This is a genomic window from Streptomyces griseoaurantiacus, from assembly GCF_036189845.1.
GTDB lineage: Bacteria > Actinomycetota > Actinomycetes > Streptomycetales > Streptomycetaceae > Streptomyces > Streptomyces griseoaurantiacus.
In genome coordinates this window covers 1,886,881-1,905,916 of sequence record NZ_CP108326.1, presented here as the reverse complement: position 1 = coordinate 1,905,916, position 19,036 = coordinate 1,886,881, and the positions used below count along the sequence as shown (strand labels likewise).

Genomic DNA, 19,036 nt, shown 5'->3' with positions numbered 1-19,036 from the left:
GGGCTGGATAGGGTGGAGTCCGGCCGGGGCACGCCCCGCCGACGTGCCGGAACTTCCCTCAGCAACGACCCAGGAGCGGCGTATGACTGCTGTGACCCCCGCTGGAGGCGACACCGCGGCGGGCCGTTCCTGGCCCGCCCTCCTCAACGGCCTGCTCGACGGGCGCGACCTGTCGGCGGACGACACCGCCTGGGCGATGAACCTCATCATGCGCGGCGAGGCGACCGACGCCCAGATCGCCGGCTTCGCGGTGGCACTGCGCGCCAAGGGCGAGACGGTCCAGGAGATCACCGGGTTCGTGCGCGCGATGTACGAGCACGCGCACGTCATCGACGTGCCGGGGGAGACCGTCGACATCGTCGGCACGGGCGGGGACGGCGCGAAGACCGTCAACATCTCCACGATGTCCGCGATCGTCGTCGCCGGAACGGGCGCCAAGGTCGTCAAGCACGGCAACCGGGCCGCCTCCTCGGCCTCCGGGGCCTCGGACGTCCTGGAGAAGCTCGGCGTCGACCTCAACCTCACCCCGCGACGGGTGGCGGAGGTCGCCGAGGAGGCCGGCATCACCTTCTGCTTCGCGGCCAGGTTCCACCCGGCGCTGCGGCACGTGGCCGCGGCGCGCGGACAACTCGGCATCCGCACGACGTTCAACTTCCTCGGGCCGCTGACCAACCCCGCGAAGGTACGGGCCCAGGCGATCGGCGTGGCCGACGCGCGGATCGCGCCGATCATCGCCGGCGTCTTCGCCGAGCGCGGCAACTCCTCACTGGTCTTCCGCGGCGACGACGGACTCGACGAGCTGACGACCACGGCCACGTCACGGGTGTGGGTGGTACGGGACGGCACGGTGACCGAGGAGGCCTTCGACCCGCGGTCGGTGGGCATCCCGCTGGTGCCGGTGGAGGCGCTGCGGGGCGGGGACCCCTCCTACAACGCCGACGTCGCCCGGCGGCTGCTCGACGGGGAGCGGGGGCCGGTCCGGGACGCGGTGCTGCTGAACTCGGCGGCGGCGCTGGTGGCGCTGCGCGGCGAGGAGGGCCCGCTGGAGGACCGGATCCGCGAGGGCATGGACCGCGCGGCCGAGTCCATCGACAGCGGCGCGGCACGGGACGTCCTCGACCGCTGGGTACGGGCCACGCGCCGCGAGTAGGTACGGCTTCGCCCCCGCGGCGCGGGTGTCCCGGGATGTGGGACACCGGGTTGCGGGGGCGGGCGGCGGTCCCGTAGCGTCGTCGCCAGGTCATGAGTGACAGTCATGAGGCCCCGGCCGACTGTCCGGCAACCCTCCGTCCGTGGCGGGGTGCCCCGGGTGAAGACCAGGCCGCGCCCACAAGGCGCGCGGCAAGCGCGGACCCCTCGCACACGTGTGGCACGTGTGGGGCCAGGGGTCCTGGTCTCGAGGAGTCTCCCGTGAGCAAGCGAATGCGATAGGGCCGCAGAGCCCCGCCTCCGCACACCCCTCTCACCTTCACCCCCGCGTTCACCCACGCGCCGGCGCCGGCCCTCGGCCGCCCCTGCCCGCGTGGTGATCCCGGCTGCTTCCACGGGAGTTCACCCATGTCCGTCACCACCGCCACGCCCGCCGCCACCTCCCCCGCCGCCGCCCCGGCAGGCGTCCCCGCCCCCCTGCCCGTCCTCGGCCGCGACGTCACCGTGCCCCTCGTGACCGGCGGCGAGGTCACCTACGCCGCCCTCGACTACGCCGCCAGCGCCCCCGCCCTCCAGCGGGTCTGGGACGACGTCGCCGCGTACGCCCCCTACTACGGCAGCGTCCACCGCGGCGCCGGCTACCTCTCCCAGCTCTCCACCGACCTGTTCGAGAACGCCCGCCTGACCGTCGCGGAGTTCCTCGACTGTCGGGCCGAGGACCAGGTCGTCTTCACCCGGTCCACGACCGACTCCCTCAACCTGCTGGCCGCCGCGCTGCCCGCCGGCTGCGAGGTGTTCGTCTTCGAGACCGAGCACCACGCCGCGCTGCTGCCCTGGCGCGGGGCGCGCGTGACCTTCCTGGACGCCCCCCGCACCCCCTACGAGGCCGTCGACACCCTGGAGCGCGCCCTCGCCGCCCGCGACACCGATGCCCCGGCCCTGGTCTGCGTCACCGGCGCCTCCAACGTCACCGGAGAGCTGTGGCCCGTGCGCGGGCTGGCGGCGGCCGCGCACGCGCACGGTGCCCGCATCGTCCTGGACGCCGCCCAGCTCGCCCCGCACCACCCCGTCTCCGTGCAGGACCTGGGCGTCGACTGGGTCGCCTTCTCCGGGCACAAGCTCTACGCCCCCTTCGGCTCGGGCGTCCTGGCCGGCCGCGCCGACTGGCTGACCGCCGCCGAGCCCTACCTCGCGGGCGGCGGCGCCAGCCGCAGGGTCGCCAGGCGCGCCGACGGCGGCGTCGACGTGGAATGGCACGAGGGAGCCGCCCGCCACGAGGCCGGCTCGCCCAACGTGATCGGTGTGCACGCCCTCGCCTCCGCCTGCAAGGCGCTCACCGAGGCCGGCTGGGACACCCTGGTCACCCGGGAGAACCACCTGATCGACCGGGTCCGTGCGGGCCTCGCCGACGTGCCCGAGGTGCGCGTCCTCTCCCTGTTCGGTGAGGACGCCCCCCGCGTGGGCGTGCTCTCCTTCGTCGTCGAGGGCTGGAACAGCTCGCACTTCGCCGCCGCGCTCTCCGCCGAGTACGGCATCGGCGTCCGCGACGGGCTGTTCTGCGCCCACCCGCTGGTGCGCACGCTGCTCGGCGGCGACCCGGAGTCCCAGGGCGAGTGCGGGGCGCCGGAGGCCGCGCCGGGCGAGAAGTCCCTCAACGCGATCCGGGTGAGCTTCGGCGCGGGCACTCCCGACGAGCACGTCGACCGCTTCGTGCGCGCGGTGCGGGAGCTGGTGTCCGAGGGCGCGAAGTGGGAGTACCGCACGCGGGACGGCCGCTGCGTCCCCGCCGTCTGACCGGCCGCCCCGCCGCCCCGGAGGGCTGGAGTCCCTACGACTCCAGCCCGATGGAGAACGCCGCCTCCAGATCGTGCTGCGAGTACGTACGGAAGGCGACGTGCGTGTCGGTGCCCTCGACGCCGGGGATCTTGCTGATGCGGCCCGGGATGACGTCCGCGAGCTCGTCGTGCGCCCCGACCCGGACCATCGCGATCAGGTCGTACGTCCCCGTCACGGAGAACACCTCGCTGACGGACTCCAGCGCGGCGATCGACTCGGCGATCTCGGGGATCCGGTCCACGCTGGTCTTGATGAGCACGATCGCGGTGATCACGGCTGGTTCTCTCCCTCGGCGGCCGGGCTTGTGCCCCTCACTGTAGCCATCGGGCCGTGGCGCACCCACGCGTACCCGAGGCCGAGCGCGAACCCCACCACGTGCGCCAGGTAGGCCACGCCCGGGCCCTCGCCCTCCCGGCCCGCCGCCACCCACTGCAGGACCGCCCAGAACGGCAGCACCACCCAGGCGGGGAAGCGCAGCGGCAGGAAGAACAGGAACGGGAAGATGCTGGTCACCCGCGCCCGGGGGAACAGGAACAGGAACGCCCCGAGGACGGCGGAGATCGCCCCCGAGGCGCCCACCAGGCTCTGCGCCGAGTCGGCCCGCGCCGCCGCGTAGCCGAGCAGCGCCAGGGCGCCGCAGCCCAGGTGGAACAGGGCGAACTCCACGTGCCCGAGCCGTTCCTCGACCATCGGGCCGAAGACGTGGAGGAACAGCATGTTGCCCAGCAGGTGCACCCAGGTGCCGTGCACGAACAGGGCGGTGACCGGGGAGAGGGCGGCGCGGGCGGAGCCCCCGAACAGTTCGACGGGGATCACCCCCCAGCGGGCGAAGTAGGTCTGCTGGGCCAGCAGCAGCCTGTCCCCGGTGCCGTACGCCGGGTCGAACCCCGAGGCGGGGCTCAGCAGGAAGAGCACGAAGCACACGGCGATCAGGCCGTACGTCACCGGTGCCGGCTGCCGGCGCAGCGCCCGTACGGCCGACGCGGCCCTGTCGCGGATCATGTGAAAAAGCATGACGTACCGGGCGGACCGGTGCGGAGTGCCCCGCCGCTGTGGACACGTCGGCGGCGGATCCCGCGCAGGCCGTAGGGTTACGACCCACACGCACCAGGGAAACTGGGGCATCACGGAGACCGGAAGAAGGAAGAGCAGCCACGATGACGGTTCCCCTGCCGACCGACACGACCCGGTGGCGCTGCACCCTGTGCGGCAACCTCACGCGCTTCGACGTGACCCGCTCGTCCAAGACGGTCGAGTACGTCCACCTGGACCTGTCCGGCACGCCGAAGGTGGAGGAGCGGGAGGTGGTCAGTGAGACCATCGAGTCGGTGCGCTGCCGGTGGTGCAACGCCGTGGATCAGGTGGAACTCGTGGACAGGCCGGGCGCCGGCTCCTGAGCGGAGCGGGTACCCGCCGCAGGGAGCCCGCTGCGGGGCTCCCGTACAGGCATAGGGGTGACGGATGGCTCAGACACAAGGCGGGGAGCCGGGCGACGGCGCCGCCGAGGTGCTCGACCGTCCGCTGCCCGACGGCGTCCGCAGACGCGTGGTGGGGATCGTCTCCGACGGCTTCGGCGGGCTGACCGTGGCCGAGCTGCCCACCCAGCTCCGGCAGTACGCGCGGTTCACGCCCACCCGGCGGGCCAAGTTCGCGGGGAACGCGATGGCGGCCGCGGTGGAGGCCGACCCGCTGTTCCGCCAGCGCATCGCCGAGAAGCTCAGGGAGGCCCAGCCCGAGCTGACCGGTGCCCTCGACGCGGGCTCCCCGCCCCCGGCCGCCGATCCGCTGGACGTGGCGGCCGCGGCCTACGTGCTGCGCCCGGCCGGCTGGGTCAAGCTCGTGACCGCGGCCGGCGAGGAGGCCCAGCGGGCGGACGCCGAGCGGGCCGGTGAGGAGAGCCGTGCCGAGCTGGAGCGGCTGCGCGCCGAGCTGGCCGCCGCCCGCGGCCAGGTCCGCACGGAGACCGAGCGGCTGCGCGGCGAGCTGGAGACGGCCAAGAAGGAGTCCGAGTCGCTGCACCGCAAGCTGCGGGCCGCCCTCAGCGACGTCAAGCGGGGCGAGGCGGCGCTGCGCAAGGCGCGGGCCGAGCGGGAGGCCGAACGCGCGGAGGCACAGGTCCGGCTGTCCGCCGCCGAGAGCGAGTCCCGGCGGCTCAAGGCGCGGCTCGGGGAGTCCGAGGCCGCCCTGGAGGCGAGCCGCAAGGCCGCCCGCGAGGGCCGCAGCGTCGAGGACATGCGGATCCGGCTGCTCCTCGACACGGTCCTGGAGGCCTCGCAGGGGCTGCGCAGGGAGCTGGCGCTGCCGCCGGTGTCCGTGCGGCCCGCCGAGACCGTGGACGCCGTGGAACCGGGCCGGATGACCCCGAAGGACATCGCCAACCGGGCGCTGTCCGAGGACGATCCGGCCATCGTCGACCAGTTGCTCGCGCTGCCGCAGGCGCACCTCGTCGTCGACGGCTACAACGTCACCAAGACCGGCTATCCGCAGATGCCGCTGGAGAAGCAGCGGCTGCGGCTGCTCGGGCAGCTCGCCCAGCTCGCCGCGCAGACCGGGGCCGAGACCACGTGCGTCTTCGACGGCGCCGAACTCGCCGCCCCCGTGCTGCTCGCGCCGCCGCGCGGGGTGCGGGTGCTGTTCTCCAAGCCGGGCGTGACCGCGGACGAGTTGATCCGCCGGCTGGTGCGCGCGGAGCCCCCGGGACGGCCCGTGATCGTCGTCTCCACGGACCGCGAGGTCGCCGACGGGGTGGCACGGGCCGGAGCCCGTCCGGTCGCCTCCGCGGTGCTCCTGAAGCGTTTCTCGCGCGGCTGACCCTTTCCCCCGTTCCGCCGGCCCTTTCCCGGTACTTCCGTGGGGCTCGGCCGTTGGAGGCCGTGCCCGAAGCGGGCCGTACGCGCCAACCGCAACATCCGCGCCGCATGCCCCAATTGACCGCCTCGTCACGCAACGTAGCGTCAACACTGGGTCACTGGTTGTGTGTTGTGTGCAAAATATGCCCGCGAGAGCCGTGTTTTTTCTGATGAGGATTTGAACTGATCACAAGAGGGTCACTAGGGTCAGCCCCAACCTCCACTCGGTTGATCACTTATGGGAAGTGACGGTGGAGGGGCACCGCCCACCGGTGTGTCGGTAGGCGGCTGGAGGAAGAAGGAGCTCGCCTCCGTGGCGTCCCACCGTCGACCCAAGCAGCCGAGCCGCACGCGGGTGACCGCGCTCACCACCGTCGCGGCCGCCGCCGTCGCCCTGAGCGCGCAGGCCGCCAACGCCGCGCCGAGCGAGAAGCCCAGCAAGAGCGAGGTCAAGGCGAAGGTCGACAAGCTCTACGAGCAGGCCGAGCAGGCCACCGAGAAGTACAACGGGGCCAAGGAGAAGCAGGAGAAGCTGCAGAAGCAGATCAGCACCCTGCAGGACAAGGTCGCCCGCGGCCAGGCCGACCTCAACGAACTGCGCGAGGGCATCGGCACGATGGCCAGCGCCCAGTACCGCACCGGCAGCATCGACCCCTCCGTGCAGCTCTTCCTCTCCGCCGACCCGGACGACTACCTGGACAAGGCCGCCACCCTGGACCAGCTCAGCGGCCAGCAGGTCGACGCGCTGAAGAAGATCCAGGAGAAGCAGCGCGAACTGGCCCAGGAGCGCAAGGAAGCCTCCGACAAGCTCAAGGACCTCGCCGACACCCGCACCGAGCTCGGCAAGAAGAAGAAAGAGGTCCAGGGCAAGCTCGCCGAGGCGCAGCGGCTGCTCAACAGCCTGACGGCCAAGGAGCGGCAGGAGCTCAAGGACGAGCAGACGCGCTCCAGCCGCTCCTCCGAGTCGCGTGTCGACCTCGGCAACTCCACCCCCGCCTCCGGGCGCGCGGCCGCCGCCTTCGCCGCCGCCCAGAGCAAGATCGGCTCGCCGTACGTCTACGGCGCCACCGGCCCCTCCTCCTTCGACTGCTCGGGCCTGACCTCCTGGGCCTACGCCCAGGCCGGCGTCTCCATCCCGCGCACCTCCCAGGCGCAGGCGAACATCGGCACCCGCATCGGCTCGCAGAGCGACCTCCAGGTCGGCGACCTGGTGTTCTTCTTCAGCGACCTCCACCACGTGGGCCTCTACGCCGGCAACGGCCAGGTCCTGCACGCGCCCCGGACCGGCACGGTCGTCCGCTACGAGTCGATGAGCACGATCGGCGGCCCCTTCATGTTCGGCGTCCGCGTCTGAGGACCCCGGACTCCGTGTCCGGGGCGGCACGCGCACCGGCACCCGCATCCCGGGTGCCGGGCCCGCCGGCCACCGCCTCCCCATCCGCCCCTCATGCCGCCCGAACGGGCGAATTCCCGCACCCCGCGCTGACCCCGCGCCCCGCCGGTGACCTGCGTCAGCGGCGGGGCGCACCGCTGTCCGCCGGTCACTGCCCGTAGCCGGACGGTGACCGACCCGGCTACTGTCTGCCGCCGTGCCCCCGTGGACGGGGGTTCGTCAGCGGAAGGGAGTGCGCCGGTCGTGGGGTCCCATCAGCGTCCTGCACCACACGGACTCGGCCGGGGGCGTGGCGCCACGCTCGCCGTGCTGTCCGCCGCGGCCGCGGCACTGGGCGCCGTACCGGCCGGTGCCGCGCCGCGCGAGGGCCGCGCGGAGGTGGACCGGCTGTACCAGGAGGCCGAGCGCGCCACCGAGGCGTACAACGAGGCCGACGAGCGCGCCGACACCCTGCGCGGTGAGGTCCACCGCGCGCGGGACCGGATCGCCCGCACCCAGGAGCGGGTCAACACCCTGCGGGAGAGCCTCGGTTCGCTCGCGGGCGCCCAGTACCGCTCCGGCGGGATCGATCCCTCGCTCGCCCTGCTGCTCTCCTCCGACCCCGAGAACTACCTCGACCGGGCCGCCGCCCTCGACCGCGTCGGCGAGGGCCAGGCCACCCGGCTCAGGCAACTGCGGTCGGCGCTGCGGGAACTGGACCAGCAGCGCACCGAGGCCGGGGGCAAGCTCGCCGAACTGGAGGAGAGCCGCAAGGCGGTGGCCCGCCACAAGCACGCGGTGGAACGCAAGCTCGCGCGGGCCCGGCAGGTGCTGAACGCCCTGCCCGCCGGGGAGCGGGCCGCCTACGCGCGGGCGTCCCGTTCCGCCGGCCGCCCGACGGCCCCGCTGCCCGGGACGTCCACCGCTCCCGGCGACGAGGCCGCGATCGGCGCACGGGCGGCCGCGGCGGTGGCGGCGGCACGGTCCGCGCTCGGCCGGCCGTACGTGTGGGGAGCCACCGGCCCCAACGGGTTCGACTGCTCGGGGCTCATGCAGTGGGCGTACGCGCAGGCCGGGGTGGGGCTGCCGCGGACCTCGCAGGAGCAGCGGTACGCGGGGCGGCAGGTCCCGTTGTCCGAGGCGCGGCCCGGAGACCTCGTGCTGTACCGCTCCGACGCGAGCCACGTGGCGATGTACGTGGGGGGCGGGCAGGTGATCCACGCGCCGTACCCGGGGGCCGTGGTGCGGTACGACCCCGTCGGGATGATGCCGGTCTCCGCCGTCACCCGGCCGTGAGGACGGGGGCACCCGCTCCGGGTGCCCCGATCCGATGGTGCCCCGGGCGCCGTCCAGGGGGCCCCGGGTGCCGTGAGTGCCCTCCGGTGCGTCTTCCGGCGGGGAAAGCCCTCGTCCGCCGGTGGGTGCGGGGCACGTACGATCGTCCCGTGGCTGGGTTCGGACGGGTACTGGGGTGCCTCCTCGTGATGGGGGCGCTCGCGGGGTGCGGGAGCGCGGTGGTGGGGGACTCCGGACGCGGGGACGCCCAGCGCATGCTGGACCGCAGGGCCGGGGCCGTGCTGGAACGGGACCGCGAGGCGTTCCTCGGCACCGAGTCGCCGACCGCCGACCCCCGCAAGCAGCTCGCCACCGGCGCCGCCGAGTTCGCCAACCTCAGAAACGTTCCGCTGGCCTCCTGGTCCTACCGCATCACCTCCTTCCGCCGCACCGGGGAGCACGCCACCGCCGGGGCCGAGCTGCGCTACCGGGTGCGCGGGCAGGACCGCGCGCCGGTCACCTCCGGGCGGGAGCTGCGCCTGGTGCACCGCGGCCGGCACTGGTACGTGGCCTCCGACGAGCCCGCGCGGAAGTCGGGGCAGCAGCTCTGGGAACAGGGCCCGGTGCGCGCCGTGAAGGGCCGGCGCAGCCTGGTCCTCGGCGTGGGCCAGTCGACGGCGGGGCTGCGGGCCTACGCCCGGCTCGCCGACGAGGCCGTGCCGGCCGTCTCCCGGGCCTGGGGCACCGGCTGGGCGGGGCGGGTCGTGGTCTACGTGCCCCGCTCGGTGAAGGGGATGGCCGGGCTGCTCGGCTCCACGGACGGCGACTACCGGGGCATCGCGGCCGTCACCACCGGCGAGGCGGGCGGCGCGGGGGCGGCTCCCGCCGACCGGGTCATCGTCAACCCCGACGCCTACGGCCTCCTCGGCGACTTCGGCCGGCAGGTCGTGCTCACCCACGAGACCACCCACGTCGCCACCCGCGCCCACACCACCGCCGCCACCCCGCTGTGGCTCTCGGAGGGCTACGCGGACTTCGTCGGCTACCGCGGCAGCGACCGCACGGCGGCGGAGGTGGCGCCCGAGCTGCGCGAGGAGGTGGCCGCGGGCCGGGTGCCGGCCGCGCTGCCCGCCGACGCGGACTTCGGGTTCGGGCAGAACGCGGAGCGGCTGGCGCGGGCCTACGAGGGCGGCTGGCTGGCCTGCCGGATGATCGCCGAACGGTGGGGCGAGGAGCGGCTGCGCGCGTTCTACCGGGCGGTGGGCGCCCACGGCACGCGGGCGGGCGCGGTCGAGGACGCGCTGCGGGACGTCCTGCACACCGACCTCGCCACGTTCACCCGGGACTGGCGGGCCTCCCTCCGCGACCGGCTGGGCTGAGCGCCTCCGGGGTGGGGCAGAGGGCTCGCTCCGGCGTGATTGCGAACCGAAAGTTTCGGTCTGTCCGGAGGTGTCCTGCGGTGTGCCTCACCGCCCCTGACGACGGCCGACCGGCGCGAGGCCGGGAATCCGGAATCGGCCGAGAGGCACGGGGTGGTCCGTGCGCCGGGCGCCTTTCGGACATGTTTCCGGGGGAAGCGTCCGGCCGGCCTCCGAGGGGGTGCTCGTTTCGGGGAAGTTTCCTAAACTTGCGGCTGTGAAGGGTTTGCTGCTGCGGCTGTCCTCGCTCGACGCCGACGCGACCGCCGCGGTACGGGTGATCGCGCACTTCCAGGCGCTGCTCGCCGCCGACCGCGTCGACCCGGCGGCCCTGCTGCGGTCCACCGCGGCCCTGGCCGAGTGCCCGGCCGGATGGGAACTGGCCGACGGCCGCGTGCTGCGCGCGGGACCGGACGGCACCGCCCTGGCGGGCCGCCCCGGACGGATGTCGGGCGCCGCCGACCTCGGCACGGCGGGCCGGGTCTGGCTGGAACGGCCGGGACCCCCGGGCCCCTTCGACGACCTGGTCCTGGAATGGCTGGCCGTCGCCGCCCGCACCCTCGCGCAGCCCTCGCCCGCCGCCGATCCGGGACTGCTCGAGGTGGTGCTCTCCGGCCGCGAGACCGTCGCCGACCGCACCCGGGCGCTGCGGCTGCTCGGCTTCGCCCCGCTGGCACCGCTGCGCGCCGTCGTCGTCGCCGCGCCCGGCGAACCGGAGGCGCTCGCCCCGGCCCTGCTGGCCCGGGGCGGGGCGCCCGGCACCGTGCGCGCCGCCCGGCTCGGCGGGCACGGGGTCGTGCTCCTGCAACGGGCCCGGGTGCCCGGCGCCCCGCCCGCCGCGGGCGGCGGTGACTCGCCGGCCGGGGAGCTGCGGGAGGTGCTGCGCGGGACCGCGCGGGTCGGGGTGGGCGGCGCCGTCGGGGCCCTGCGGGCGGCGGAGTCCTGGCAGCAGGCCGTGGTGGCCCTCCGGTTCGCGGTGCCCGGGGTGCCGGCCGAGGCCGTCGCGGACCACGAGGAACTGGGCACCGCCGCGGTCCTGGCCGAGCTGCCGGCGGCCCGGCTGCGGGAGCTGCCCGACGTGGCGCTCCTCGCGGCGGTCGCCGCACGCGAGGGCGGCGCGGCGGGGATCGAGGCGCTGTCCGCGTTCTGCCGCACCGGCTCGCTGCGTCAGGCCGCCGCCGAACTCCACCTCCACCACAGCTCGGTGGCGACCCGGCTGGAGCGGGTCGAGGCCGCCACCGGCTGGCGGCTGCGCGACTGCGGCGACCGGTTCCGGGCCCGGCTCGCGCTGTACGCCTGGCGGCTGGCCGGGGCGGAGGAGGGTGAAGCGCTCACCACGCCAGGGCGCGGCGCAGCACCGTGAGCTCCTCCGCGGTCATCCGCTGTGCCACCGCGGCGTGCCGCACCATCGCGGCGCCGTGGAACGTGCCCGGGAACAGGTGCAGTTCGGCGGCCACCCCGGCGTCCAGCAGCGCGCGGGCGTAGTCGACGCCCTCGTCGCGCAGCGGGTCGTAGGCCATGACGACCACGTGCGCCGGGGGCAGCCCGGCGAGGTCGGTGGTGCCGGCCCGGGAGGGCGCGGCGGTGACCGGCACACCGGCCGAGCCGGGGACGCCCTCGCCGAGGTAGGCGGTCCAGCTCAGCCGGGCGTTGCGGCGGTTCCAGACCGGGGTGTCGGTGAAGCGGCGGGCGCTGAGGGTGGACAGCCGGTCGTCGAGCGCCGGGCTGTCCAGGTACTGCAGCCGGAGCTCCGGGCCGCCGCGGTCCCGGGCCAGCATCGCGACGGCCGTCGCGAGACAGGCGCCGGCGCTGTCGCCGGCCACGGCGAGGCGGTCGGCCCGGATGCCGAGTCCGACCGCGTTCTCCCCGGTCCAGCACAGGGCGGCGTAGCAGTCCTCCAGGCCGGTCGGGTAGGGGTGTTCCGGGGCGAGCCGGTAGCCGGGGGAGACGACCACGCACGGCAGTTCGCGGCACAGGCGGAGGTTGGCCTCGTGGTCGACGTCGGGGCTGCCGAGGACGAAGCCGCCGCCGTGGATGCGGAACACGGCGGGCAGGGGGTGGGTGGCGCCCTCCGGGCGGTAGACGCGCAGGGAGACGCCGGCCTGCTGCACGTCCATCACCGTCACACCGGTGGTGTCCGTGTCGGTGACGCGGAGGAAGGTCTCGGCCTTCTGGGCGGCGCGGGCGGCCGCGAGGTCGGAGATGTCGACGGGCGGCATCATCGCCAGCGCGGCGGCGAGCTCGGGGTCGAGGGGGTGGGGGCCGGGGTGGGGGTGCGTCATGGGGACACGGTGACACCGCTCGCGCGGCGGGGGCAGCCGACAGGCGTCGGGGGGCGGGGGGTGGCTGTCCGACGGGTGCGCGGGTCGCGGCGGAGCCGGGGTGGTGGCGCGCGGGAGCGCCCGGGGTGCGCGTGCGTCGGCGGGTGCGGGCGCGCGGTGGCCGGTCGCGCGGTTCCGCGCGCCCCCGACGGCGCCCCGCGTACCCCTACGCGGAGGGCGTCGCGCTGCTCTGGCGGACGACCAGGCGCGTCGCCAGTTCCATCCGCAGGGCGGGGCGGTCGGCCTCGGCGGGCTGGAGGAGCATGCGCGCCGCCTCCTCGGCCATCTGCCGCAGCGGCTGGTGCACGGTGGTCAGCGGCGGGCTCGACCACTGGGCGAGGGGCACGTCGTCGTAGCCCACCACCGAGAGGTCCTCCGGCACGCTCAGGCCCTGCCGGCGCGCCGCCTCCAGGACGCCCAGCGCCTGGAGGTCGCTGCCCGCGAAGATCGCGGTGGGGCGGTCGGGCAGGGTCAGCAGGTCCATGGCCTGCTCGAAGCCGCCCTGGACGTGGAAGTCGCCGTAGCGCACCAGACGTTCGTCGGTCTCCAGGCCCGCCATCGTCATCGCGGAGCGGAAGCCGTCCAGCCGGGCGAGCGAGCACATCATGTCGGTGGGGCCGGTGATGATGGCGATGCGCCGGTGGCCGAGTTCGGTCAGGTGCCGGGTGGCGGCCATGCCGCCGGCCCAGTTGGCCGAGCCCACCGAGGGCACGTCGGCCTCGGGGTCCCCGGCCGGGTCGATGATGACGAACGGCACGGCACGGGAGCGCAGTTGGCGCTTGACCTTGTCGGGCAGCGAGGAGAAGACCAGCACCACGCCGAGCGGGCGGCGCTGCAGCACGCCCTCGATCCACTCGCGTCCGGGCGCGTGCCGGTCGCCGCTCTCGCTCAGCACGACGCTGGCCTTGTGCTGCTTCGCCACGTTCTCCACGCCGCGGATCAGCTCCATCGCCCAGACGCTCTCCAGCTCGGGGAAGACGAGCTCGATGAGCGGCGCGTGGGAGGACGTCGCCGCCCGGCGCCGGTACCCGTGGTTCTCCAGGAGTTGCTCGACACGGGTCCGGGTGGCCGCCGACACGTCCGACCGTCCGTTGAGGACTTTCGAAACCGTCGAAAGGGACACACCGGCCTGTGTGGCCACCTCCGCGAGGGTCACCCTGCCGGTCGTGTTGTCCTCGTCTGTCACGCGCATGGGCAGCAGCATAAGGCAACGGGGCCGGTAACGGTTCGGTCGCGGCCGCACACCCCCGTTGACCGCGCGGAAACACTCGCCTAATGTCCCGGCAACAGCGAATTTCGGTAGCTCAATCGAAACTTTCGAAAAGGGGTGGGTGATGCGGACACGTACTCGGTTCTCCCGCATGCTCGTCGGCGGTGTGACCTTGGGCATGGCGCTTTCACTCTCCGCGTGCGGGGACGACGGCGGTTCGGGTTCCAGTGACGGGAAGATCCACGTACTGGTCTACGGGGACGCCACCAACAAGGTGGAGAAGGCGGTCGTCGCCGAATTCAACAAGACCTCCAAGGTCAAGGCGGTCCTCGACACCATCCCCGGTGCGACGTACCAGCAGAAGCTCCAGACCATCATCAACACCCCGCAGGCCCCCGACGTCTTCTACAACTGGGGCGCCGGCAGCATCCAGCCCTTCGTCAAGGCCGGCCTGCTGATGCCGCTGGACGACTTCATCAAGGACGACCCCAAGCTGAAGTCGGCCTTCCTGCCGAGCGTCTTCAACGCCGCGCAGGTCGACGGCAAGTCCTACGGCGTCCCGATGCGCGGCACCCAGCCCGTGCTGCTCTTCAGCAACGACAAGGTGCTGAAGGACGCCGGCACGAAGGCCCCCAAGACCTGGGACGAGCTGATCGACTCGGTCAAGAAGCTGAAGAAGTCGGGCGTCACCCCGATCGCCCTCGGCGGCGGTGACCAGTGGCCGACCCTGATGTGGTTCGAGTACCTCTACGACCGCATCGCCGGCCCCGACCTGCTGGAGAAGGCCGTCGGCGGCGACAAGGACGCCTGGGCGAGCGAGGACAGCAAGAAGGCCCTCAACAAGCTCAAGGAGCTCGTCGACACCGGCGCCTTCGGCACCAACTACGACTCGGTGAAGTACACCGACGGCGGTTCGCCCGCGCTGGTCGCGCGCGGCAAGGCCGGCTACGAGCTGATGGGCTCCTGGTACTACTCCCAGCAGCAGGAGAACGCCAAGGAGTTCGCCGAGAAGGACCTCGGCTACAACTCCTTCCCGACGATCGACGGCGGCAAGGGCGACCCGGCGAACGTCGTCGGCAACACGAACAACTACTACTCGGTGATGAAGAAGACCAAGCATCCCGAGGCCGTCGCCAAGTTCCTCAAGCTGATGTACTCCGACAAGTTCATCAAGCAGCAGCTCGCCATCGGCAACCTGCCGACGACGACGAACACCGAGAAGTTCCTCGACACCGCGGCCGACCCGAAGTACGCGCGCTACCAGTTCGACCTGGTGAAGAAGGCCCCGTCCTTCCAGCTCTCGTGGGACCAGGCGTACCCGCAGTCGGCGAGCGAGCAGATGCACCAGGCCGTGCAGCAGTTCTTCAACGGATCGCTGGACGTCGACGGATTCATCAAGGCCATGCAGGCCCTGCCGACCGCCTGAGCACACCATGACGACACAGCTGACACGCGCAGCCGCCCCCGTGAAGAGCTCCGGCCGCAAGAGCGGCCGGGCCCGGGGCGCGCAGAGCGCGGACGTGGGCCGCCCGGGCTTCGCCTGGGCGGTCCCCGCCACGATCTTCTTCGTCCTCTTCGCCATCCTCCCGCTGCTCGCCGTGGCGGCCCTGTCCTTCATGAGCTGGGGCGGCATCGGCGACCCCGAGTGGGTCGGCCTCGACAACTGGAACCGGGTCTTCGACGACCCGGTCATGATCAAGAGCATCTGGCTGACCCTGCTGCTCACCGTGCTCGGCGTGGTCCTGCAGACCCCGCTCAGCATTTTGATCGGCGTCTGGGCGGCCGGCACGCAGCGCAACCGCGCCGTGATCTCCGCCGTCTACTTCGTGCCGCTGCTGCTGTCCTCCACCGCCGTCTCGGTGCTGTGGCGGGCGCTGCTCGACCCGAACTTCGGCATCCCCTCCGAGGCGACCTGGCTGTTCGGCGACGGCAACCTGTTCGGCAAGCAGACCACCGCCATCGGTGTCCTCGCCTTCGTCAGCACCTGGCAGTTCACCCCGCTGCACAGCCTGATCTACCAGGGCGCCGCACGGGCCATCCCGCAGGTGCTCTACCAGGCCGCCGAGATCGACGGCGCCGGCCGGGTGCGGCAGTTCTTCCACATCACGCTGCCCCAGCTGCGCAACTCGATCATCACCTCGATGATCCTCATGGTCGTCGGCGGCCTCACCACCTTCGAGACCGTCCTCATCCTGACCCAGGGCGGACCCGGCACCGACACCACCATCAGTGCCTACTACATGTACCAAAAGGCCTTCAAGAGCTTCGACTTCGGTGCGGGCGCCGTCATCGCGCTTCTCCTGGTCGTCGCGGCCACGATCATCTCGCTGATCGTCGTGCGCCTCTCCGGCTACGACAAGATGCGCTCCACCATGGAGGGTGTGTCATGAGGCGACGCCCCAACTACCTGGCCGGCGTGGCCGCCGTCGCATGGCTGATCATCGTCGCCCTGCCGCTGTACGTCATGCTGTCCGCGACCGTGCAGAGCAAGGGCGACTACGCCAAGGGCAGCCCGCTCTCCTGGCCGGAGCACTTCACCTTCGAGAACTACTCGGGCGCCTTCGACGAGGGCTTCGGACAGTTCTTCGTCAACACGCTGATCGTCACCGTGGCCGTGGTCGGCATCGTCGTCGTGCTGGTGCCGCCGCTCGCGTACGCCGTCGTCCGCAGCCGGTCGCGCGTCGCCTCGGGGGTCTTCCGGCTGTTCCTGCTGGGCCTCGCCATCCCCGCCCAGGCGGTGATCGTGCCGATGTTCTACCTGATCAGCGAGGCCGGGCTGTACGACAACCTGATCGGTGTCATCCTGCCCACCGCCGCGTTCTGCCTGCCCATCTCCACGCTGATCCTCAGCGGTGCGATGCGCGACATCGGGCACGAACTCTTCGAGGCCATGGCCGTGGACGGCGCCTCGCCGCGCCGGATGTTCCTGCAACTGGTGCTGCCCCTGTCCAAGGGCGGCATCTCCACCATCGTGGTGTTCTCCGCGCTGCAGGCCTGGAACGGCTTCCTGTTCCCCCTCGTACTGACCCAGTCCGACTCCACCAAGGTCATCACCCTGGGTCTGTACAACTTCCAAACCGAGCACGGCATCAACGTCCCCGGCACGCTCGCCGCGGTGTTCATGTCCATGGTGCCGATCCTGCTCGTCTACCTGTTCGCCCGCCGGGCCCTCGTCCAGGGCCTCATGGGCGTCGGAGGAAAGTGACCGCCAACGTGGCTGTTGAGACAACCCCCGTCACCCCGACCACTCCCACCACCCCCACCCCGCCGGTCTGGCAGGACAGCGGTCAGGATCTCGACACCCGGGTCACCGCCCTGATCGAGGCCATGACCGTCGAGGAGAAGATCGCCCAGCTCGTGGGCGTCTGGGTCGGTGCCTCCAACGAGGGAGGTGAAGTCGCCCCGCACCAGCACGACATGGAGGAGGCCGTCGACCTCGACGCGCTGCTCCCCTCGGGTCTCGGGCAGCTCACCCGCCCCTTCGGCACCGCCCCCGTCGACCCGGCGCTCGGCGCGCTCTCCCTGCTGCGCACCCAGCAGCGCATCGCCGCCGCCAACCGCTTCGGCATCCCCGCCCTCGCCCACGAGGAGTGCCTGGCCGGCTTCGCCGCCTGGCGGGCCACCGCCTACCCGGTGCCGCTGTCCTGGGGCGCCACCTTCGACCCGGGTCTGATCCGGGAGATGGCCGCCGCCATCGGCCGCGACATGGCCTCCGTCGGCATCCACCAGGGCCTCGCCCCCGTCCTCGACGTGGTGCGCGACGCCCGCTGGGGCCGCGTGGAGGAGACCATCGGCGAGGACCCCTACCTCGTGGGCACCGTGGCCACCGCCTACGTCCAGGGCCTGGAGTCCGCGGGCATCGTCGCCACCCTCAAGCACTTCGTCGGCTACTCGGCCTCCCGCGCCGGACGCAACCTCGCCCCCGTCTCCCTCGGGCCGCGCGAGCGCGCCGACGTGCTGCTGCCGCCGTTCGAGATGGCCCTGCGCGAGGGCGGCGCACGGTCCGTCATGTCCGCCTACACCGACATCGACGGCATCCCCTCCGCGGCCGACGAGGAACTCCTCACCGGCCTGCTGCGGGACACCTGGGGCTTCACGGGCACCGTCGTCGCCGACTACTTCGGCATCGCCTTCCTCAAGACCCTGCACGGCGCGGTCGGCGACTGGGCCGAGGCCGCGGGCACCGCGCTGCGGGCCGGCGTCGACGTCGAACTGCCCAGCATCAAGACCTTCGGCGAGCCGCTGCGCGCGGCCGTCGCCGAGGGCAGGTTCCCCGAGGAACTCCTCGACCGCGCCCTGCGCCGCGTGCTCACCCAGAAGGGTGAACTCGGTCTGCTCGACGCCGACTGGGACCCGGTGCCGCCGGCCCTCGCCGGGGCCGCCCTCGACGACACCGAGGCACTGCGCGGCACGGTCGACCTCGACTCCTCCGAGAACCACCGGCTGGCCGCGGAGATCGCCGACCGGGCCGTCGTCCTGCTCGGCAACAACGGCGTCCTGCCGCTGTCCGCGCCCCGCCGGATCGCCCTGATCGGCCCCCAGGCCGACCAGCCGAACGCCGTGCTCGGCTGCTACTCCTTCCCGGCGCACGTCGGCGTCCACCACCCCGACACCCCCGTCGGCATCGAACTGCCCACGCTGCGCGAGGCGCTCGTGCGGGAGTTCCCGAACGCCGAGATCGTCACCGTGCGCGGCGCCGACGTCGACGGCGAGGACACCTCCGGGTTCACCGCGGCCGTGCGCGCCGCCCGCGAGGCCGACGTCGTGGTCCTCGCGCTCGGCGACCGCGCCGGGCTGTTCGGCCGCGGCACCAGCGGCGAGGGCTGCGACGCCGAATCGCTCGCTCTGCCGGGCGTGCAGCAGGCCCTCCTCGACCGGCTGCTCGACGTGGGCACGCCGCTCGTGCTGACGCTGCTCGCGGGACGCCCGTACGCGCTCGGCCGGGCCACCACGGAGGCCGACGCCCTCGTGCAGTCCTTCTTCCCCGGCGAGGAGGGCACCGCCGCGATCGCCCGCGTCCTCAGCGGCCGCACCAACCCCTCGGGCCGGCTCCCGGTCAGCGTCCCCGCCGGACCGGGCGTCCAGCCCTCCACCTACCTCGCCGCGAAGCTCGCCCAGGCCAGCGAGGTCTCCGCGATCGACCCCGGCCCGGCCTTCGCCTTCGGCCACGGGCTGTCGTACACGAACTTCGCGTGGAGCGACCTCACCGTCGAGAACGAGGAGACCGGCACGGACGGGGAGTTCCGGCTCTCCTTCACCGTGCGCAACACCGGTGACCGGGAGGGCACCGAGGTCGTGCAGCTCTATCTGCACGACCCGGTGGCCTCGGTGGTCCAGCCGGTGCAGCGGCTGATCGGGTACGCGCGGGTGCCGCTGGCACCGGGCGAGTCCCGGCGGCTGACGGCCCTCGTCCCGGCGGACGTGGCCTCCTTCACGGGGCGGGACGGACACCGGGTCGTCGAGCCGGGCGAGCTGGAGCTGCGCCTGTCGGCCTCCTCGGCCGACGCGCGCCTGACGGCCACGGTCCACCTGACGGGCGAGCCGCGGAGGGTGGACCACACCCGCCGCCTGCACGCCGAGATCGCGCCGGAGTAGGGGCCGGCACG

16 protein-coding genes and 1 riboswitch are annotated in these 19,036 nt (G+C 73.2%); of the genes, 12 read left to right on the top strand and 4 right to left on the bottom strand.

From position 1 onward, the window contains the following. Nucleotides 1-82 precede the first annotated feature (82 nt). Together trpD and OHB09_RS08590 are read left to right on the top strand one after the other, a co-directional pair. Nucleotides 83-1,150, top strand: coding sequence for an anthranilate phosphoribosyltransferase (trpD, locus tag OHB09_RS08595; RefSeq protein ID WP_328921797.1), 1,068 nt, complete (start codon nucleotides 83-85; stop codon nucleotides 1,148-1,150). Between the two features lie 88 nt (nucleotides 1,151-1,238). Then, a riboswitch (SAM riboswitch) is annotated at nucleotides 1,239-1,354 on the top strand. Between the two features lie 203 nt (nucleotides 1,355-1,557). Further along, complete coding sequence (locus tag OHB09_RS08590; protein WP_328921796.1) at nucleotides 1,558-2,943, top strand: aminotransferase class V-fold PLP-dependent enzyme; 1,386 nt, start codon at nucleotides 1,558-1,560, stop codon at nucleotides 2,941-2,943. 34 nt (nucleotides 2,944-2,977) lie between these two features. Here OHB09_RS08590 and OHB09_RS08585 read toward each other — a convergent pair whose 3' ends face one another. Both OHB09_RS08585 and OHB09_RS08580 read right to left on the bottom strand, forming a co-directional pair. Beyond that, a complete protein-coding gene (locus OHB09_RS08585) occupies nucleotides 2,978-3,259 on the bottom strand; it encodes an Lrp/AsnC family transcriptional regulator (RefSeq protein WP_006143649.1) in 282 nt (93 codons plus the stop codon). Further along, the gene (locus OHB09_RS08580) at nucleotides 3,256-3,987 is read right to left on the bottom strand and encodes a rhomboid family intramembrane serine protease (protein ID WP_328919051.1); all 732 of its coding nucleotides are present in this window, start codon (nucleotides 3,985-3,987) and stop codon (nucleotides 3,256-3,258) included. Before OHB09_RS08580 ends, OHB09_RS08585 begins: the two co-directional genes overlap by 4 nt. 155 nt (nucleotides 3,988-4,142) lie before the next feature. On the opposite strand from OHB09_RS08580, the gene OHB09_RS08575 reads away from it, so the two are divergent. The 6 genes from OHB09_RS08575 (at nucleotide 4,143) to OHB09_RS08550 (ending at nucleotide 11,262) form a co-directional block, all read left to right on the top strand. Further along, nucleotides 4,143-4,382 (top strand): hypothetical protein, encoded by a 240-nt coding sequence (locus OHB09_RS08575; RefSeq protein ID WP_006143647.1) that lies wholly within the window; start codon nucleotides 4,143-4,145, stop codon nucleotides 4,380-4,382. Between the two features lie 64 nt (nucleotides 4,383-4,446). Next, nucleotides 4,447-5,796: an NYN domain-containing protein gene (locus tag OHB09_RS08570; RefSeq protein ID WP_006143646.1), complete on the top strand. Its 1,350-nt coding sequence runs from the start codon at nucleotides 4,447-4,449 to the stop codon at nucleotides 5,794-5,796. Nucleotides 5,797-6,147: 351 nt separating this feature from the next. Further along, nucleotides 6,148-7,188: a C40 family peptidase gene (locus OHB09_RS08565; RefSeq protein ID WP_040896881.1), complete on the top strand. Its 1,041-nt coding sequence runs from the start codon at nucleotides 6,148-6,150 to the stop codon at nucleotides 7,186-7,188. A gap of 282 nt (nucleotides 7,189-7,470) precedes the next feature. Then, nucleotides 7,471-8,502 (top strand): C40 family peptidase, encoded by a 1,032-nt coding sequence (locus tag OHB09_RS08560; RefSeq protein WP_328921795.1) that lies wholly within the window; start codon nucleotides 7,471-7,473, stop codon nucleotides 8,500-8,502. Nucleotides 8,503-8,690: 188 nt separating this feature from the next. Next, nucleotides 8,691-9,860 (top strand): hypothetical protein, encoded by a 1,170-nt coding sequence (locus OHB09_RS08555; protein ID WP_328922997.1) that lies wholly within the window; start codon nucleotides 8,691-8,693, stop codon nucleotides 9,858-9,860. Nucleotides 9,861-10,116: 256 nt separating this feature from the next. Then, nucleotides 10,117-11,262, top strand: coding sequence for a PucR family transcriptional regulator (locus OHB09_RS08550; RefSeq protein WP_328921794.1), 1,146 nt, complete (start codon nucleotides 10,117-10,119; stop codon nucleotides 11,260-11,262). Here OHB09_RS08550 and OHB09_RS08545 read toward each other — a convergent pair. Both OHB09_RS08545 and OHB09_RS08540 read right to left on the bottom strand, forming a co-directional pair. Next, nucleotides 11,231-12,181, bottom strand: coding sequence for an alpha/beta hydrolase (locus OHB09_RS08545; RefSeq protein ID WP_328729540.1), 951 nt, complete (start codon nucleotides 12,179-12,181; stop codon nucleotides 11,231-11,233). The genes OHB09_RS08550 and OHB09_RS08545 overlap by 32 nt on opposite strands. Nucleotides 12,182-12,386: 205 nt before the next feature. Continuing rightward, the gene (locus OHB09_RS08540) at nucleotides 12,387-13,424 is read right to left on the bottom strand and encodes a LacI family DNA-binding transcriptional regulator (protein WP_006143640.1); all 1,038 of its coding nucleotides are present in this window, start codon (nucleotides 13,422-13,424) and stop codon (nucleotides 12,387-12,389) included. A gap of 130 nt (nucleotides 13,425-13,554) precedes the next feature. Between OHB09_RS08540 and OHB09_RS08535 the strand changes: the two genes are divergently transcribed. Genes OHB09_RS08535 through OHB09_RS08520 form a run of 4 tightly spaced genes read left to right on the top strand, consistent with a single transcriptional unit; the run spans nucleotide 13,555 to nucleotide 19,025 of the window. Further along, complete coding sequence (locus OHB09_RS08535) at nucleotides 13,555-14,856, top strand: ABC transporter substrate-binding protein (RefSeq protein WP_006143639.1); 1,302 nt, start codon at nucleotides 13,555-13,557, stop codon at nucleotides 14,854-14,856. Between the two features lie 7 nt (nucleotides 14,857-14,863). Continuing rightward, nucleotides 14,864-15,820, top strand: a complete 957-nt coding sequence (locus tag OHB09_RS08530; protein WP_040896880.1) for a carbohydrate ABC transporter permease — start codon at nucleotides 14,864-14,866, stop codon at nucleotides 15,818-15,820. Continuing rightward, nucleotides 15,817-16,635: a carbohydrate ABC transporter permease gene (locus OHB09_RS08525; protein ID WP_006143637.1), complete on the top strand. Its 819-nt coding sequence runs from the start codon at nucleotides 15,817-15,819 to the stop codon at nucleotides 16,633-16,635. The genes OHB09_RS08530 and OHB09_RS08525 overlap by 4 nt, the downstream gene beginning before the upstream one ends. Next, the gene (locus tag OHB09_RS08520) at nucleotides 16,632-19,025 is read left to right on the top strand and encodes a beta-xylosidase/alpha-l-arabinosidase (protein ID WP_006143636.1); all 2,394 of its coding nucleotides are present in this window, start codon (nucleotides 16,632-16,634) and stop codon (nucleotides 19,023-19,025) included. The genes OHB09_RS08525 and OHB09_RS08520 overlap by 4 nt, the downstream gene beginning before the upstream one ends. Nucleotides 19,026-19,036 lie beyond the last annotated feature (11 nt).

Excerpts from the sequence above, each read along its gene's own strand:
- OHB09_RS08530 (WP_040896880.1), top strand. The coding sequence starts at position 14,864 with ATGACGACACAGCTGACACGCGCAGCCGCCCCCGTGAAGAGCTCCGGC.
- OHB09_RS08525 (WP_006143637.1), top strand. The coding sequence starts at position 15,817 with ATGAGGCGACGCCCCAACTACCTGGCCGGCGTGGCCGCCGTCGCATGG.
- OHB09_RS08545 (WP_328729540.1), bottom strand. The coding sequence starts at position 12,181 with ATGACGCACCCCCACCCCGGCCCCCACCCCCTCGACCCCGAGCTCGCC.
- OHB09_RS08575 (WP_006143647.1), top strand. The coding sequence starts at position 4,143 with ATGACGGTTCCCCTGCCGACCGACACGACCCGGTGGCGCTGCACCCTG.
- OHB09_RS08570 (WP_006143646.1), top strand. The coding sequence starts at position 4,447 with ATGGCTCAGACACAAGGCGGGGAGCCGGGCGACGGCGCCGCCGAGGTG.
- OHB09_RS08555 (WP_328922997.1), top strand. The coding sequence starts at position 8,691 with ATGGGGGCGCTCGCGGGGTGCGGGAGCGCGGTGGTGGGGGACTCCGGA.
- OHB09_RS08580 (WP_328919051.1), bottom strand. The coding sequence starts at position 3,987 with ATGATCCGCGACAGGGCCGCGTCGGCCGTACGGGCGCTGCGCCGGCAG.
- OHB09_RS08590 (WP_328921796.1), top strand. The coding sequence starts at position 1,558 with ATGTCCGTCACCACCGCCACGCCCGCCGCCACCTCCCCCGCCGCCGCC.
- OHB09_RS08535 (WP_006143639.1), top strand. The coding sequence starts at position 13,555 with ATGCGGACACGTACTCGGTTCTCCCGCATGCTCGTCGGCGGTGTGACC.
- trpD (WP_328921797.1), top strand. The coding sequence starts at position 83 with ATGACTGCTGTGACCCCCGCTGGAGGCGACACCGCGGCGGGCCGTTCC.
- OHB09_RS08540 (WP_006143640.1), bottom strand. The coding sequence starts at position 13,424 with ATGCTGCTGCCCATGCGCGTGACAGACGAGGACAACACGACCGGCAGG.